Origin of the sequence: Dorea sp. Marseille-P4042 (assembly GCF_900290215.1) — a bacterium.
Lineage (GTDB): Bacteria > Bacillota > Clostridia > Lachnospirales > Lachnospiraceae > Dorea > Dorea formicigenerans.
Map to the genome: position 1 here is coordinate 592,528 of NZ_OLMI01000003.1, position 17,449 is coordinate 609,976.

Genomic DNA, 17,449 nt, shown 5'->3' on the forward strand with positions numbered 1-17,449 from the left:
GCTGTGCTCCTTTCACTTTGACTTCATAACAAATGACGTATTTTCTCCATAACGCAAAAAAGAGGACATCTTCTAAATTTCTTTAGAAAATGTCCTCTTAGTAGTTCATATTTGATTGAATCTTACTCTTTTCAGATTGTGTACTCTTTCATACTGATGTAAATGACTATGCCAAAATACGTCTTTTAATGCGTCCTTTGACGTACTCAAATGCCTCAATCCCGCATAAACACTAGGTTTATTTATCCAAGCTCTTCATTGTCGGGAACAGAAGCACATCACGGATAGCCTCAGCTCCTGTCAGAAGCATACACATACGGTCGATACCGAATCCGATGCCTCCTGTAGGCGGCATACCAATCTCCAGTGCATTCAGGAAGTCTTCATCTGTATGGTTTGCTTCCTCATCTCCGGCAGCAAATGCCTCTTCCTGTGCAGCGAAACGCTCTCTCTGATCAATTGGATCATTTAACTCAGAGTAAGCATTTGCCATCTCCCAGCCATTCATAAAGAACTCAAATCTCTCTACATAGTTTGGATTTTCCGGTTTCTTCTTTGTAAGTGGAGAAATCTCTACCGGGTGATCCATAACGAATGTAGGCTGGAGCAAATGCTCCTCTACATACTCCTCGAAGAAGAGGTTCAGGATATCGCCTTTCTTATGTCTCTCTTCGAATTCTAAATTATGCTCTTTTGCAAGTTCTCTTGCCTGCTCCAGAGTCTCAACTTCATTCCAGTCAACTCCGGCATATTTTTTAACTGCGTCTACCATCGTGATACGCTCGAATGGTTCTCCGAGATCCATCTCGATTCCCTTGTAAACAATCTTCGTTGTTCCAAGTACTTCCTGTGCAACGTGACGGTACAGATTCTCTGTCAGATCCATCATTCCGTTGTAATCTGTATATGCCTGATATAACTCCATCAGAGTGAATTCTGGATTGTGTCTTGTGTCAAGACCTTCGTTACGGAATACACGTCCAATTTCGTAAACTCTCTCAAGTCCACCAACAATCAGTCTTTTTAAGTAAAGCTCCAGAGAAATACGAAGCTTCAAATCCTCATTCAGTGCATTAAAATGAGTCTCAAAAGGTCTTGCTGCAGCTCCACCGGCATTTGCAACCAGCATCGGAGTCTCAACTTCCATAAATCCCTGTCCGTCCAGATAACGGCGAACTGCACTGATAATTCTGGAACGTTTAATAAATGTGTCACGAACCTCCGGGTTCACAATCAGATCTACATATCTCTGGCGGTAACGTGTATCTGTGTTTGTCAGTCCGTGGAACTTCTCTGGAAGAATCTGCAGACTCTTAGACAGAAGTTTTACTGCAGATGCATGGATAGAAATCTCACCGGTCTTAGTCTTGAATACTTCACCTTCAATACCAATGATATCTCCGATATCCAGTTTCTTGAAATCCTTATATGACTCTTCTCCGATACTGTCTCTTGCAACATAAGACTGAATATTTCCGCTGAGGTCTAAAATGTTACAGAAAGAAGCTTTTCCCATAACACGCTTCTGCATCACACGTCCTGCTACGGATACGTGTTTTCCTTCCATCTCCTCAAAATTTTCTTTAATATCTGTTGCATGACAAGTCACATCATACTTTGTGATCTCAAATGGATTCTTTCCGTTTGCCTGTAAATCTGCAAGTTTCTCACGACGAACCTTTCTAAGCTGACTTACGTCAGGTTCCTGTGTATTCTTCTGCTGATCTCCCACTGCGATTCTCCTCTCTTCCTTTTCTTATACTGTACGTGTAATATCCAGTACTTTGTACTGCATAACTCCAGCCTGTGTCTCCACTTCTACAACATCTCCAATCGTCTTGCCGATCAGGGCATGTCCAACTGGTGACTCGTTTGAAATCTTTCCTTCCAGACTGTTAGCCTCTGTTGAACCTACCAATTTGAATTCGATTTCTTCGTCAAATGTGATGTCATATGCCTTTACTGTACATCCTACGTTAATCTTATCAAAATCAACTTCATCTTCTACAACGACTTCAGCGTTCTTGAGAATTGCTTCCAGCTCCTCGATACGAGCCTCAATATCACGCTGCTCATCTTTTGCAGCATCATACTCCGCATTCTCTGATAAATCTCCCTGTTCTCTGGCTTCTTTTATCTTTGCAGCAACTTCCTTACGCTTAACAACTTTCAGATTCTCTAACTCCTCTTCAAGTGCTTTTAATCCTGCATAAGTAAGTAATTTCTTCTTTGCTTCCATGGTATTCTTTTGCTCCCTTTCTTGAAAATAAAGATACTTTCACAATTTCATTATTATACAAAACCAGCCGACTATTGTCAATCATTTTGCACGATAAAGTATACGCAGTCTATAGTCTTTTTATGATGTTGCAATTACAAATTCTTTCTATTTTATTAACATCTTCAACAATTCTTCCAGCTCTTCGTAAGATTCTACCTGATTGATCTGTGCGCGGAACTTCGCTGCACCTTTCATTCCTTTTACATACCATGCCACATGCTTACGCATTTCTCGGATTCCAAGGTACTCTCCTTTGAATTCCAACTGCATTCTTGCATGCCGAAGCATCATATTCCGAATTTCTTCTTGTGTCGGTCTTGGTGGAATTGTTCCGGTTCTGTCATACTCAGCCAGCTCTCGGAAAATCCATGGATTTCCCTGAACACCACGTCCTATCATCACGCCGTCACAGCCTGTGATCTTCCGCATTTTTGCTGCCTTTTCGGCAGACGTCACATCTCCATTTCCAATAACCGGAATATGCACTGCCTCTTTCACCTGACGGATAATATCCCAATCCGCCTCGCCGGAATAATACTGTTCTCTTGTTCTTCCATGAACTGCAACCGCTGATGCCCCAGCTTCCTCTGCAATCTTCGCGATTTCCACCGCATTTATATGATCATCATCAAAACCTTTTCGAATCTTAACCGTCACTGGTTTTTCAATCGCTTTCACAAGCTGTGATACGATTTCAAACACCAGCTTCGGATTCTTCATGAGCGCAGACCCCTCTCCATTCTTCACGACTTTTGGAACCGGACACCCCATATTAATGTCCAGAATCTGAAACGGCAGGTCTTCAATTCTCTTCGCCTGCTCGCTGATAATCTTAGGATCTGAACCAAATAACTGTAATGATACCGGATACTCCTGCGGGTGGATCGCAAGTAGCACTTTTGTATTTTTGTTCTTATATTGCAGTGCTTTTGCACTGATCATTTCCATACATAAAAGCCCCGCCCCCTGTTCTTTACAGAGCAAACGAAAAGGCAGGTCTGTCACGCCTGCCATAGGAGCCAGAATGTACGGATTCTCTAATTCTAAATTTCCTATTTCCAATTTGAGACACCTCTTTTATTAATTAGGGACACCCTTTTACTAATTTGGGACGTAGTACTTTGGCATTTTACTACGTCCCCCGTTATTATTTTAACGTTTATTCTTCTCGTAAATCATCCGTAATCCTTTTAATGTAAGCTGTGGATCGTATACGTCGATGATATCTGTCTCATTTGTAATGATCTTACCGAGACCGCCGCTTGCTACAACTTTTGCATCTACATATCCGGACTCTTCTTTTATCTTCTTGACGATATACTCTGTCTGCCCAATCTGTCCGAATACAATTCCGGCCTGCATACAGGAAATGGTCTCTTTTGCTAAAATTGATTCTGGTTTCTTAATCTCGACTGCCGGGAGCATTGCTGCCTGATTCCACATTGCCTGTGCAGAGGTGCGGATTCCCGGAGCGATAACTGCTGCCTCAAATGTTCCATCCACTCCTACTACATCGTAAGTTGTAGCAGTTCCATAATCAATCACGATGACTGGTCCGCCGTGAAGTGTATATGCTGCCACTGCATCAACAATACGGTCTGCTCCGACCTGTTTTGGATTTTCAGTCTTTATCTTCAGCCCGGTCTTGATTCCGGCGGAAACTACGATTGGCTTGATTCCGAAATATTTGATCATGGCACTTCCAAGAGAATGCATAATGTCCGGCACAACTGATGCTACAATACAGGCATCAATATCTGACTTTTCAAATCCCTGATGCCAGATCAGTTCATTTAGCGCAATTCCATACTCATCAGAGGTCCTCTGTATCTTCGTAGTCATGCGAAATGTTGCTGACAAATTCTCACCGTTAAATACTCCTAATGTAATGTTTGTATTTCCAACATCGATAACTAACAGCATCTATTCAATCTCCTCTCCCAGAAAAAATACTCGGTAATACAACTGCAGTGCTTCTAACAGATCCTGCTTTTCTCTCTGGATCTGCTTGATTTTCAGATGGCTTCCAATATCATCAAATGTTGGATCAAAGTCCTCGGAAGTCACTTCGAAACACAGTTCTCCGTCTTCTTCAAATACGAGTGTCAGAATTCCGCCTACATCATTTACATACAGTACGCACATGATCTTCAGCTCATCCTTTACATGATCCGGAAGTCTGTCAAAATCCGGGTTCAGATAATATTTTTCTTCATATGAATTCGCGCCACAAAGCACGACCTTATCCTGATACATAAACTACTCCTTTTTTATAATTTCTAAGCCGTGTAACACCAGGCAAAATCCTGTCAGGCTTCTCACGTCACACAAGCTTATGTCCCGGGATTATACGTACCCATAAATCCCTCTTACAGATACTTCTCCTGCAAATATATGTTTTTCTTCGCCTTTTTGTGTGCGTACGATTAATTCTCCTGTCTCGTTGATTCCATATGCATGGGCATTATATTCATTTCCCGGCTCCAGAATCCGTACTTCTTTTCCCCGGTTTACAAGCATCTCATTATAACTCTCCTGTAATCCGGACAAATCACCATTTTCCATAAAAAGTGCATAATTTATTTCAAAATGCTTCATGACAGCTGCAATCAGTGCGGAACGTTTTACCGGTGCCCCTGTCTCAATCATAAGGGAGGTGGCTTTCTCTTTCAGTTCCTCGTCAAATACTTTCTGATTGACATTGATTCCTACACCGATGACCACATAGTTGATATAATCAATCTCCGTGCTCATCTCTGTCAAAATTCCACAGACTTTCTTTTTATTCATAACAATATCGTTCGGCCATTTGATTCCAATCTCCATGCCGGTCACTTCCCGGATACCTTCTGCCACACTCTGTGCCATAACTAATGTCAGCATCGGTGCCTTTGTCGGTATCAGATCTGGTCGGAGCAGAATTGTCATATAAATGCTAATTCCTTTTGGGGATTCCCACACACGGCCTCTTCTCCCTTTTCCAGCCACCTGACGATCTGCCACAAAAAGTGTTCCATGAGCACCGTCTTTCTCACCCAGCTCTTTTGCCCGATTATTCGTAGAATCAATCTCATCAAAATAAACGATATTCTTTCCTGCCCATTCTGTATCCATAAGGCTTCGGATCTCCGCCTCCGACATAATATCCGGACTTTCGAGAAGGCGGTACCCTCTATTGCGCACCGCCTCTATCTCGTAACCTTCTTTTTTTAATTGTTCTATCGCTTTCCATACAGCCGTTCTGGACACATGGAATCTGTCGCACATCTGCTGCCCGGAGATGTAATCATCACTTTCTTTTAATAAGCGTAATATTTCTGATTTCATCTTTTATCTCTTCTTATCTTTTTCTATATTCAGACATTTCTCGAATGCCTTGTCATTTCATTGATCTTATGCTTATCTCTCGCCGAGTGTCGCTACCATAACTGCTTTGATCGTATGCATACGGTTCTCTGCCTCATCAAATACTTTTGACTGGGAAGACTCGAATACTTCGTCTGTAACTTCCATATCTGTCAGACCATATTTCTCGTAAATCTGTTTTCCGATCTTTGTCTTCAGATCATGGAATGCCGGCAGGCAGTGAAGGAAGATTGCTTTCTCTCCTGCATTCTCCATAACTTTCTTTGTTACTTTATATGGTGACAACTCGCGGATACGCTCCTCCCAGACTTCGTCAGGCTCTCCCATAGATACCCATACATCTGTGTAGATAACATCTGCATCTTTTGTTCCGCTCTCTACATCTTCTGTCAGAGTGATGGTTGCTCCGCTTTCCTTTGCATATCCCTGGCAAGTTTCAACAAGCTCTGCATTTGGGAAATAATTCTTAGAGGTACATGCTACAAAATGCATTCCCAGTTTCGCACATGCGATCATAAGAGAGTTACCCATATTGTATCTTGCATCACCCATGTACACCAGTTTTATTCCTTTTAAATGTCCGAAATGCTCACGGATCGTCAACATATCTGCCAGCATCTGTGTCGGGTGATACTCATTTGTCAGTCCGTTCCATACTGGAACTCCTGCATATTTTGCAAGGTCTTCTACAATCTCCTGACCAAATCCACGGTACTCAATTCCATCGAACATTCTTCCGAGAACTCTTGCTGTGTCTTCAATACTTTCTTTCTTGCCGATCTGTGATCCTGTCGGATCAAGATAAGTTGTTCCCATGCCCATGTCATGTGCTGCCACTTCAAATGCACAACGTGTTCTTGTACTTGTCTTTTCAAAAATCAGCGCTACATTCATGCCTCTGTATTTATCGACCGGAATACCTTTTTTCTTCTTATCTTTGAGATCTGCCGCAAGATCCAGCATGTATGTGATCTCCTCTGGTGTAAAATCTTTCAGTGTCAGAAAATTTCTTCCCCTTAAATCCATCTCTCTTATGTCCTTCTTTCTGTATATTTACAAGCCGTCTCTTATCCGGCTTGCTGTCATTCTGTCATATTTATTATTTCTGTGTATCATCAACTGCGACTTCTTTGATGCTCTTCACCAGTCCTGCGATTCCCTGAATCTCAGATGGAATAATAATCTTTGTAGCCTTTCCATCTGCAGCTTTTTCAAATGCTTCCAGGCTCTTCATTGTAAGAACTGCCTCGTCTGCTCCTGCTTCTTTCAGGAAGCGGATACCGTCTGCATTTGCCTGCTGTACTTTCATAATTGCCTCAGCCTGACCTTCTGCCTCACGAATCATCGCCTCTTTCTGCGCCTCTGCACGTAAGATTGCAGCCTGCTTCTCAGCCTCAGCATCCAGAATTGCAGATTCTTTATGTCCCTCTGCAACAAGAATCGTAGATTTTTTTTCTCCCTCCGCACGTAAGATTGCTTCACGTCTCTCGCGCTCTGCTTTCATCTGCTTTTCCATGGCATCTTGGATAGCTGCCGGAGGAATAATATTCTTAAGCTCTACACGGTTCACTTTGATTCCCCATGGATCTGTTGCCACATCCAGAGATGCCCGCATCTTCGTATTAATCGTTTCGCGGGAAGTCAGTGTCTGATCCAGCTCCAGATCTCCGATAATATTACGAAGAGTTGTCGCTGTCAGGTTCTCGATCGCCATGATCGGATTTGCCACTCCATAACAGAACATCTTCGGATCTGTAATCTGGTAAAATACAACGGTATCAATTCTCATTGTTACATTATCTTTTGTGATAACCGGCTGTGGCGCAAAATCTACAACCTGCTCTTTCATATCCACTCTTCTTGCAACACGATCCACGATCGGAAGTTTAAAGTGAAGTCCGGTTCCCCACGTTGCCTGGTATGCTCCCAGTCTCTCAATCACAAGTGCCTGCGCCTGTCTTACGATCCTCACACAGGAAATCAGTAATACCATAACAATAATTAAAATAATCACTAAAAATGTTCCCATTACTGCTGCCATCATATCTTCGTCTCCTCTCCATTACTTACAATCAGTTTCACTCCCTGAATACCTTCAACTACTACAATTGCATTCTTTGGGATCTTTCCTTCCGGGGCATCTGTCTTCGCAGCCCACTCCTGCCCGCGCACCTCCACACGTCCTTTTGACGAAAGTGTGTCAATCTCTTCAATTACAAGTGCTTTCTGTCCGATCAGAAGCTCTGCTCCGGTCTTTTGTCTCTCCTGGTTAAAGTACTTCATGGCAAGCGGTCTTGTCACTGCCAGAAGTGCCAAAGATACAATTGCAAATATTATAATCTGCACTCCTAGTCCCAACCCCAGTACTGCCACAAGAAATGCAACTAACGCTCCTCCTGCGAACCAGATAGTCGTAAGCCCCATCGTAATGATCTCGATAACCAGAAACAGTACAAATAAGCTTAACCAGATAACCGTCGTCTGCATAATCTGACCCTCCTTCATTCAAAATTCACAGCACATAGTACTGACACAAATCCTTCTATCACTCTGTGCTTTCCAAAGCTGTCCTTTTCCATATCATTTTCCATGTCATTTTGAGGAAAATCCCAGCTTAACGGCTTAGTATCATATTACTATACTTTGCATAATAAAGCAACGAATCCCTCTCGGCATTCGTTGCTTTTTTCTCATCATTTATTTATCTTATCGTCTCTGTCTTGCTGCCTCGAATGTCAGAATTGCCGTAGCCACTGCCGCATTCAGAGACTCTACCTGTCCCTTCATCGGAATACGGATATACACCTGTGCCTGATCTGCCACCTCATCACGGAGACCATTTCCTTCATTTCCTATCAGAAATGCACTGGCTTTGCGATAATCTTCTTCATCGTAGGAATTTTCCCCTTCCAAATGGGCCGCATAAGTGCAGATTCCTGCTTCTTTCATCTGCTTTACTTCCTCTGCCAGATCATCCACATAGCAGAATGGTACACGATAAGCCGCCCCCATCGTAGAACGGACTACCTTCGGATTGTACATATCTACACAGTCCTGACTCATTACAATCCCCGTCACTCCTGCGCCCTCTGCTGTCCGTACAATGGTTCCCAGATTTCCTGGATCCTGGATCTGATCCAATACAAGAAGAAGTGGTAATTCCCCACCTTTTTCCTTCACAATCTCAGTGATGCTGTATTGTTTCTGACGCACCAGGCAAAGAATCCCCTGCGGCGTCTTCGTGTCAGACACATATTCAAAAACAAAATCTGCCAGAATCTCCGGCTGCACTTTCGTTCCTGCCAATACCTGTTCTACAGCCTTACGCTCCCGATTCCAGAACTCTTCCGATGCATAGACTTCCACCAGACGGTCTTTTGGCACTTCCCGGAACATGCGGATACCTTCTACAAGGAAGACACCTTCTTCATCTCTGAGCTTTTTCTTCTTTTTTAAATTCACCAGCCGTTTGACTTTCGCATTCGACGTACTCGTAATCATATCATTTTCCTCTTAATTCAGGATACTCTGAACCGCTTCATCATTCAGATTCTGCTTTGTTACCCACACATATCCTGTATTGACAAATGCTTCATTTCCCATATTCAGCGCTGCTCTTGCAGAAGCAATCGTTGCCGCATACCCCATACCGAACGGATTCTGTACAACAAGTCCGTCAATCTTTCCTGCTTTCAATGCTTCCATCGAATCATCATTCACATCATATCCGACTATGAATGGTGATACATTCTTTCTCTCCATCTCATCGAGCACCAGTTCCATAGCGTCACTGTTACTTGCAAAACATCCCTTTACATTCGGGTGTTTTTCAAACAAATAATCAATCACTTCCTCTTCCGTAATATCCGCTGCCTGCTTGTCCGTTGCTAACTCCTGTATCATCTGGTTTTTGTAAGTGTCAATCTGATCCATATGGTATGTCTCTACAATCGTGATATTCGGATATGTGCTCTGAATCTGGCTTACAAATGCATTTTCCCTTGTCTGGGCTACCTGCGATTTCGAGTCCTGCATAAAAAGCATGACTTCTCCGGATTCCCCCATTGCCTCCGCCAGTCGGTTTGCTGCTTCTGTTGCACTTGAACTGTTATCTGTTGAGACAAATGCACTGATTCCCGGATAATCACTGCTTGAATCAAACGTTACAATTGGTGTCCCATTCCAACCGGCTTGATCGAACTGCACTTCGCATGCTTTGGCGTCTGCAATAGAAATTGCCAAAGCTGCCGGATAACGGGATAACTCCTCATCCAGAATATTAACCTGCTCATCCACATTCCCCTTATCAGATGGACCGCTATACACGACCTTGACTGCTTTTTTCCCTTTGTAGCCAAGCTGCTCATTGATATCTTTACCTGCCTGCTCGGCACCTTTTTTTACCTGCACCCAGAAATCGTCATTTGTCCCTTTTCCAATAATGGAAATATAAGCGCCTTCTTCAAGCGATAATCCGCTGGCATCTCTGTATGCAGAAGGTTCGATCATGTCCAGCTTTGCCTGATATTCCTTCGTCTTTTCTGTCTCCGTATCATCTTGTGCCGCATCTTTTGAAGTATCCTGCGTCTTTGTATCATTTGCCTTATTGCTATCTGTGTCTGATGTATTTTGCGCACATGCAGTCAGCACCATAGCTGCACTAAGCAGTGCGATGATCATCTTGCATCTTTTCTTCATAATACCAATCCCCTTAACAATTGTCATGCATCTTATTTTCTACTTAAACACTATACACCATATTCATGAAAAAAGCTTGAAATTTTTTTTAAAGAATTTCTTAAATATTTCTCTCACATGTCTTATTGATTATTTTTTTCACAATATACTGCTTGTATAATTGATTTTTTTGTATTATGATAGTAGCAGACGAAAATGTCTACGTCTATTCAACATATTTATTAAAAAGGAGGTAATTACCCATGGCACACGTAATTGGAGACGATTGTATTTCATGTGGAAGCTGCGAAGCAGAATGTCCAGTAAGCGCTATTTCTGAAGGAGATGGCAAATACGAGATCAACGCTGATGCTTGTATCGACTGTGGTGCATGTGCAGCACAGTGCCCAGTAGGAGCAATTTCCGAGGCATAAGATTCCACACATATAAGATTTAACACAAAAAGAATGTTCCGGTTCAGGAACATTCTTTTTTCTTGCCCCACGTTTTGACTTTTTTTGCACTTTTCATATGCTATTCTTGGGACAGGCAAAGGAAATCTATCCTTTTGCAAAGAAATCTTAATTGAATAAGGGGGTTTTATTATGGGCAATGCTCTGGAACAACTAAGAAAAGAGACCCGGGACGATGCCAGGCTTTACGGCTGTATTAAAGAACTCTATGAACAAGGAGTCCCTTTTGAAGAACTAAAAGCCGTCATTCCTGATATCCGGCGCACTCGTGAGCAATTACATATGAAAAGAATGCTGGAAAACAATAACGAAGTCTTGATGCAGATGTTCAGTCGGGAAATGTCTTTTCTGTTGGATGCAAAGGAACGGCAGGAGGAAGAACAGTTTAAAAAAATAGACCAGCTCATCAGACAACAGCAATCCTATCGGAAAGCTGCAGCTGAAGCTGGTCCAATCGGCAAATTAAAACGGCTATTCCTGCCTGCTTAAATTTGCAAACTTCGTGTATTCACCAAGCCAAGCCAGATTAACGGTCCCTACCGGACCGTTTCTCTGTTTTGCTATAATAATCTCGGCCTGTTTCTTAAATTCGGAATCTTTATTATAATACTCATCACGATAAATAAACATTACAACGTCGGCGTCCTGCTCGATAGCTCCGGACTCACGGAGGTCAGAAAGCATCGGACGCTTATCCGGTCTCGACTCTACCGCACGGCTGAGCTGTGATAATGCAATGACCGGTACATTTAACTCTCTTGCAAGAGCTTTTAGTGAACGTGAGATTTCAGAAATCTCCTGCTGTCTGGATTCGGATTTCCCACCTACACTTCCACTCATCAACTGCAAGTAGTCAATGATGACAAGCTGAAGATCCTGCTCCAGTTTATATTTCCTACATTTTGAACGAAGTTCGGATACGGAAATACCTGGTGTATCGTCAATCACAAGATGTGACTTTCCGATAATTCCGGCTCCTTCGATCAGCTTCTCCCACTCAGAATCTTTTAGATTACCGGTCCTGAGTGCCTGTGCATCTACCTGAGATTCCAGAGAAAACATACGGTTCACCAACTGTTCCTTTGACATCTCAAGACTGAAAATGGCAACACCTTTATTTTTCTTAAATGCAACATACTGGGCAATATTCAGTACGAACGCTGTCTTACCCATAGACGGACGGGCCGCTACAAGAACAAGATCTGACGGCTGAAGGCCGGATAATTTGTAATCTAAATCAATAAATCCTGTCGGGATTCCTGTAACAGTTCCTTTATTCTTTGAAGCTTTCTCGATTCGTTCCAGCGCATTTAATACAACATCTTTGATTGGAACATAATCTCCGGTATTGCGGTGCTGTAATAATTCAAATACCGATTTCTCCGTCTGTTCCATAATTACCGGAAGAGATTCTTTCCCGACATAACAAGTATTTGCAATTGACTCGGTCAGCTTAATAAGTTTTCGCATCATTGCCTTATCTGCCACGATCTCCGCATAATATTTTACATTTGCAGAGGTCGGTACTGCATTGACCAGATCCCTTACAAATTCCAGACTGGAAATCTCCGGCGGTACATCTTTTTCTTTCAGACGTTCCTGAAGTGTGACCAGATCGACCGGCTTTCCTTCGTTAAAAAGTTCCACCATGGAATCAAATACCACTCCGTAAGATGTCTGATAAAAATCCTGACCACTGATGATCTCTGATGCAGTGGTGATCGCATCCTTGTCCATCAGCATCGCTCCGACTACTGACTGTTCCGCTTCGACACTGTGGGGCATGACCCGCTTAATGAGTGCCTCTTCCATGTACGGTTTCCTCCTAAGCTTCCTCTGTAACTACAACTTTCAGCTCTGTAGTTACTTTTGGATGTAATTTAATCGGCACATTGTGTGTTCCAAGAGATTTGATTGGATCTTTTAACTGCACTTTCTTTTTATCTACTTCCAGCCCAAGCTGAGATTTTACCTCTGCTGCAATTTCTTTGGAGGATACAGAGCCAAATACTTTTCCGCCTTCTCCGGTTTTGATGGAAACCTGGATCTTACCTGCCTCGATCTTCTTTCCTAATTCTACAGCAGCCTCATAGTGTTCCTGTGCTACTTTATCATCATTCGCCTTCTTAAGTTTCAAATCATTTAAATTCTTACCGTTCGCTTCTACACCTTTTCCTGTCTTCAGGATAAAATTTCTTGCGTATCCGTCACTTACCTCTACTACATCCCCTTTTTTTCCAAGGGCTTTTACGTCTTCTTTCAAAATAACCTTCATGTCTATATATCTCCTTCTTTTATCATATTATCCAGAACCTGCTTCAGACATGCAACAGCCTCGTCCATATCCGTATGATTGAACTGCGCTCCCGAAGCATTCATATGACCGCCGCCTCCTAACTTTTCCATAATGACCTGAACATTGACTTCATCGATGGAACGGGCACTCACATAAATCTTTCCATTATATTCTGTCAATACAAAGGACGCTTTAATCTCACTGATATCCAAAAGTTCATTTGCCGCCTGTGCTCCGATGATCGTCGGACTCTCCACCTGAAGATCTGTACCTGTCGCAATGGCAAATTTTTTCTGATATACCTCTGCGTTGCTGATAATTGCAGCTTTTGCGCGGTATCCTTCCATGTCATCCCTGAACATCTTACGCACAAGCGTGATATCTGCTCCGGATCTTCTGAGAAATGCTGCCGCTTCAAATGTACGCACTCCGGTACGATTCATAAAACTGTTCGTATCGATCATGATACCGGCATACATACTGCTTGCCTCCAGATTCGGAATCTGAATATCATCTACAATGTACTGCAGGATCTCAGATACCATCTCACATGCTGACGAGGCATAAGGTTCAATATAAGACAATAATGCGTTATCAATACTATCACTGCTCTGACGGTGATGATCCAGTACGACAATCGTCTTTGCCAGATACAAAAGTTCTTCACATTCTACCATCTTCGGGCGGTTCGTATCCACAACTACGACCATGGAATTCTCATCCGCCAGGTTCAATGCCTGTTCTGATGTCAGGAACAGATCGTCCGGGTAAGACGGATTATCAATATACATATTATAGAGCGGTCTAAGAGATGCTGACACCTCATTGATCACCACATTTGCCTTTTTCCCAAGAGCATTTGCCGCTCTGCAGATACCGATAGCTGCACCAAAAGAATCTACATCTGTCAGTGTATGTCCCATGACAAATATCTTGTCATTGACTGTAATATACTCTCGCAATGCTTCTGCTTTAACACGGGCTTTGACACGCGTGTTCTTTGCAGTCATCTCACGCTTGCCGCCATAATATGTAATACCATGGCAGTCTTTGATAACAGCCTGATCGCCGCCTCTGGCAAGAGCCAGATCAATGGCAACACGGGCATAATTATAACTTTGGGAATAATTACCCGCACTGAGTCCCAGACCAATACTCAGTGTCAATGGAATCTGATTACCGATATTGACTGTTTTTACATCCTCAAGAAGAGAGAATTTGTCATCCTCCAGTCTCTTGAACTCTTGCTTCTTCAAAGCAATAAAATATTTGTCCGTCTCGGTTTTCTTTACGATTCCGTCTGCTTTTGCAATATACTGGTTGATCTTGCGATCCACCAGCGCAACTAAAAGTGACTGTCTGACTTCCTCTACACTATTCATGACTTCATCATAATTATCAATATAGATCAAGCCTGCAACCAGCCGCTGCTCTTCATTTTCCTTAATATACCGGTTCAGTTCCGTCACATCCTGAAGGTAAACCGCAATAAAATACTCTCGCTCTGCCGGCAATTCCAGGAGTTGCTCTGTCTCGCTGAATCCTTCCACAGACACACGTCTTAATTCCGCCTTATACTCACGGTCCTCATAGTAGACATCCATCTCTACCACGTCATTTTCTTCTTTTGGGAAAATGCTCCGGTTCAGCTCTGGTATATATCTGCTCAAATACTTATCTTTCTGCGCTTTATCTCCAAACAACCGTTCAAACTGATCATTCATCCACAAAAGCTGTCCGTCCTCCAGAAGAATTGCATATGGAACAGACAATTCCTTTAAAAGCGTATTCTGTACAACACCATACTGAGCTGCAAATTCAATCAGATCTTTCATGATCAGTGATCGGCTGTATCCATACAGAATCCCAATGCCGACTATATAAATCAGCATAAATATCAACATGAGTGTACCAGCTTTGATATCAATGCAATAGATCCACAAATTCAATAGGAGAAGCATGATCGCCATCGCGATCGGCCAACGCATGTAGTTCTTCAGTCTGCCGCTGATATGCGCCCCTCGCTTTTTGCTCAAGCCTTTATCCATAGTCTTTATCCTCTATAACCCTCCGGGTTCTGTGACTGCCAGCGCCATGCATCTTCGCACATCTGTTCCAGACCTCTCTCAGCCTTCCAGCCAAGTACTTTCGCAGCTTTCGAAGGATCCGCATAGCACATTGCAATATCTCCTTCACGTCTCGGTTTGATTTCATATGGAATTTCTTTTCCACATGCCTTGCTAAATGCTTTTACCATATCCAATACAGAATAACCAACACCTGTTCCCAGATTGATGATATCCAGTCCCGGATTCGAGAAAATGTATTTGATTGCTTTTACATGACCAACTGCCAGATCCACAACGTGAATGTAATCACGTACTCCTGTGCCGTCCGGTGTATCATAATCATCACCAAATACTCCTAATTTTTCAAGTTTTCCAACTGCCACCTGAGAAATGTATGGCATCAGATTGTTCGGGATTCCTTTCGGATCTTCCCCGATCCGTCCGCTCTCATGTGCTCCGACCGGATTAAAGTAACGGAGTAATACTACATTCCATTCCGGATCAGCAGCCTGAACGTCTGTCATAATCTGCTCCATCATAGATTTTGTCCAGCCATATGGATTCGTACACTGTCCTTTCGGGCAGTCCTCTGTGATCGGCATTGTCTCCGGATTACCATATACAGTTGCAGAAGAACTAAATACAATATTCTTCACGCCAACTTCGCGCATGACTTTCATAAGTGTCAGTGTTCCTGTAATATTATTTTGATAATATTCCAGAGGCTTTCTTACAGATTCTCCGACTGCTTTAAGCGCTGCACAGTGAATAACTGCATCTACCTGCTCTTTTTCAAACATGGCTTTTAAAGTTTCAGCGTTCAGAATATCTCCCTCGTAAAACGTGATTGTCTTACCTGTAAGCTCTTCTACGCGCTTCATAGACTCCTGGGAGGAGTTGCAGAGATTATCATATACAACTACCTCGTAACCCTCCTTCAAAAGTTCCAATGCAGTATGACTTCCAATATATCCTGCTCCACCTGTAATTAATATTTTTGCCATCTTAATCTCCTCCATATAAGAATTGATATCTTACCTTCCATTACTTTGTAATGATTTTTCCACTCAATATCAATTTCTGCTTTCTGAACTGATATCAAGAAGTTTCATTTTTGTCTTATTATAGCACTTCCCAATTGCTTCGGCAACTTTACATATTTTAAGCCGGGTACAGTCCTTCTTCTTCCATCTTGCGGATTGCTTCCATAACAACCGGTTTGTCTTCTTTGTATGTAACTCCATACCATTTGTCTGCTGATTTCAGAACTGCAACTGTCGCACGATTCTCTCCTAACAGGTCGCTGACTACTCCCGGCAGATAATATTCACATTTCATAGGGTTCTCTTTCAGTCCCTTCTCAAGGAATACCGGGAATCCTTTCTCAATCTCATCAAGAATACTTTTTGAGAATCCCCACATATTCATAGAAACCGTTGTGTCATCGTCTAGATGTGTCCATGTAGCACCGTCATCTTCTGTAAATGCTATTCCGTTCTCATGATGCTCAATACGTGTTCTTTCACGAATTCCGATCAGTTCCCCAGCCTCGTTCATCTCACACACACCACGGGATACATATCCATTTTCTGTAACAGTGTTGCAAAGCTTGTAGCCTACCATAGTGTAACGGAACTTATCATCGTCTTCATGGCTATTCAGATAATCATAAATGAGCTGGAACGCCTCTCTTCCATAATAATCGTCTGCATTGATAACTGCAAACGGGCCATCGATCATGTCCTTACAGCTATAAACTGCATGTGCTGTTCCCCATGGTTTCACACGTCCTTCCGGCACCTGAAAACCTGCCGGAATATTATTGATTTCCTGATATGCATAAGACACTTCCATGTATTCTGACACGCGGTCGCCAACTGCCTCGCGGAATAAGTCTTCCTGCTCTTTCTTAATGATAAAAATTACCTTCTCAAATCCAGCGCGTTTTGCATCAAAGATGGAAAAATCCATAATGATGCGTCCTTTCGCATCCACCGGATCAATCTGTTTCAGTCCACCGTAACGGCTTCCCATTCCTGCCGCCATAATTACTAATACTGGTTTCTTCATAATTTATTACATACCTCCTATTTGAACTTTCGTAATTACGATATTCTTTTTGACATAACAATACTCACTTACAGAAATCATACCATACTTTTGAAGTCACGTCTATTTGTATATATTTCTGTCAGAAGCTTTTTGTATAATACTTTTTGCATAGTAAAAATTCTCTACTATGCAAAAACCGCCACATCCTTATGGATGTGACGGCAAATATTAACTA

17 protein-coding genes and 1 pseudogene are annotated in these 17,449 nt (G+C 42.5%); 2 read left to right on the forward strand and 16 right to left on the reverse strand.

Annotated elements, in window-relative coordinates; genetic code table 11:
• Positions 1-250: 250 nt before the first annotated feature.
• The 11 genes and pseudogenes from lysS to C7E02_RS16450 form a co-directional block, all read right to left on the reverse strand.
• Positions 251-1,732 (reverse strand): annotated as a pseudogene (gene lysS / locus C7E02_RS16400) (lysine--tRNA ligase); the annotation flags it as partial.
• 24 nt (positions 1,733-1,756) lie between these two features.
• Positions 1,757-2,239, reverse strand: a complete 483-nt coding sequence (gene greA, locus C7E02_RS16405; RefSeq protein WP_005330829.1) for a transcription elongation factor GreA — start codon at positions 2,237-2,239, stop codon at positions 1,757-1,759.
• A gap of 147 nt (positions 2,240-2,386) precedes the next feature.
• Positions 2,387-3,343 carry a tRNA dihydrouridine synthase DusB gene (dusB, locus tag C7E02_RS16410; protein ID WP_005340585.1) on the reverse strand — a complete coding sequence of 319 codons (957 nt, stop codon included), beginning with the start codon at positions 3,341-3,343 and terminating at the stop codon, positions 2,387-2,389.
• A 90-nt stretch (positions 3,344-3,433) separates the two neighbouring features.
• Positions 3,434-4,204, reverse strand: coding sequence for a type III pantothenate kinase (locus C7E02_RS16415; protein ID WP_005340586.1), 771 nt, complete (start codon positions 4,202-4,204; stop codon positions 3,434-3,436).
• Entirely contained in the window at positions 4,205-4,537 is a 333-nt protein-coding gene (locus C7E02_RS16420) for a DUF6145 family protein (RefSeq protein ID WP_005330822.1), read from the reverse strand.
• A 90-nt stretch (positions 4,538-4,627) separates the two neighbouring features.
• Positions 4,628-5,608, reverse strand: a complete 981-nt coding sequence (locus tag C7E02_RS16425) for a biotin--[acetyl-CoA-carboxylase] ligase (protein WP_105310183.1) — start codon at positions 5,606-5,608, stop codon at positions 4,628-4,630.
• Between the two features lie 72 nt (positions 5,609-5,680).
• Positions 5,681-6,673, reverse strand: coding sequence for an ornithine carbamoyltransferase (argF, locus tag C7E02_RS16430; protein ID WP_005340588.1), 993 nt, complete (start codon positions 6,671-6,673; stop codon positions 5,681-5,683).
• 73 nt (positions 6,674-6,746) lie between these two features.
• Positions 6,747-7,691, reverse strand: a complete 945-nt coding sequence (locus C7E02_RS16435) for an SPFH domain-containing protein (protein WP_005340589.1) — start codon at positions 7,689-7,691, stop codon at positions 6,747-6,749.
• A complete protein-coding gene (locus C7E02_RS16440; protein WP_005340590.1) occupies positions 7,688-8,134 on the reverse strand; it encodes an NfeD family protein in 447 nt (148 codons plus the stop codon). The genes C7E02_RS16435 and C7E02_RS16440 overlap by 4 nt, the downstream gene beginning before the upstream one ends.
• 219 nt (positions 8,135-8,353) lie before the next feature.
• Entirely contained in the window at positions 8,354-9,148 is a 795-nt protein-coding gene (rlmB, locus tag C7E02_RS16445; protein ID WP_105310185.1) for a 23S rRNA (guanosine(2251)-2'-O)-methyltransferase RlmB, read from the reverse strand.
• 12 nt (positions 9,149-9,160) lie between these two features.
• The gene (locus C7E02_RS16450) at positions 9,161-10,345 is read right to left on the reverse strand and encodes a substrate-binding domain-containing protein (protein WP_105310186.1); all 1,185 of its coding nucleotides are present in this window, start codon (positions 10,343-10,345) and stop codon (positions 9,161-9,163) included.
• Positions 10,346-10,587: 242 nt separating this feature from the next.
• Between C7E02_RS16450 and C7E02_RS16455 the strand changes: the two genes are divergently transcribed.
• The gene (locus C7E02_RS16455; RefSeq protein WP_005330808.1) at positions 10,588-10,758 is read left to right on the forward strand and encodes a DUF362 domain-containing protein; all 171 of its coding nucleotides are present in this window, start codon (positions 10,588-10,590) and stop codon (positions 10,756-10,758) included.
• Between the two features lie 171 nt (positions 10,759-10,929).
• A complete protein-coding gene (locus tag C7E02_RS16460) occupies positions 10,930-11,286 on the forward strand; it encodes a hypothetical protein (protein WP_005340593.1) in 357 nt (118 codons plus the stop codon).
• Here the strand turns inward: C7E02_RS16460 and dnaB are convergent.
• From dnaB to C7E02_RS16485, 5 genes are all read right to left on the reverse strand, one after another.
• A complete protein-coding gene (gene dnaB / locus C7E02_RS16465; protein WP_005330805.1) occupies positions 11,269-12,609 on the reverse strand; it encodes a replicative DNA helicase in 1,341 nt (446 codons plus the stop codon). The two genes, C7E02_RS16460 and dnaB, sit on opposite strands and share 18 nt — an antisense overlap.
• Positions 12,610-12,622: 13 nt before the next feature.
• The gene (gene rplI / locus C7E02_RS16470; RefSeq protein WP_005330803.1) at positions 12,623-13,072 is read right to left on the reverse strand and encodes a 50S ribosomal protein L9; all 450 of its coding nucleotides are present in this window, start codon (positions 13,070-13,072) and stop codon (positions 12,623-12,625) included.
• A 2-nt stretch (positions 13,073-13,074) separates the two neighbouring features.
• Positions 13,075-15,141, reverse strand: a complete 2,067-nt coding sequence (locus C7E02_RS16475) for a DHH family phosphoesterase (RefSeq protein WP_005340595.1) — start codon at positions 15,139-15,141, stop codon at positions 13,075-13,077.
• A gap of 5 nt (positions 15,142-15,146) precedes the next feature.
• A complete protein-coding gene (gene galE, locus C7E02_RS16480; protein WP_005340596.1) occupies positions 15,147-16,166 on the reverse strand; it encodes a UDP-glucose 4-epimerase GalE in 1,020 nt (339 codons plus the stop codon).
• A gap of 157 nt (positions 16,167-16,323) precedes the next feature.
• The gene (locus C7E02_RS16485) at positions 16,324-17,232 is read right to left on the reverse strand and encodes a nucleotidyltransferase family protein (RefSeq protein ID WP_105310187.1); all 909 of its coding nucleotides are present in this window, start codon (positions 17,230-17,232) and stop codon (positions 16,324-16,326) included.
• Positions 17,233-17,449 lie beyond the last annotated feature (217 nt).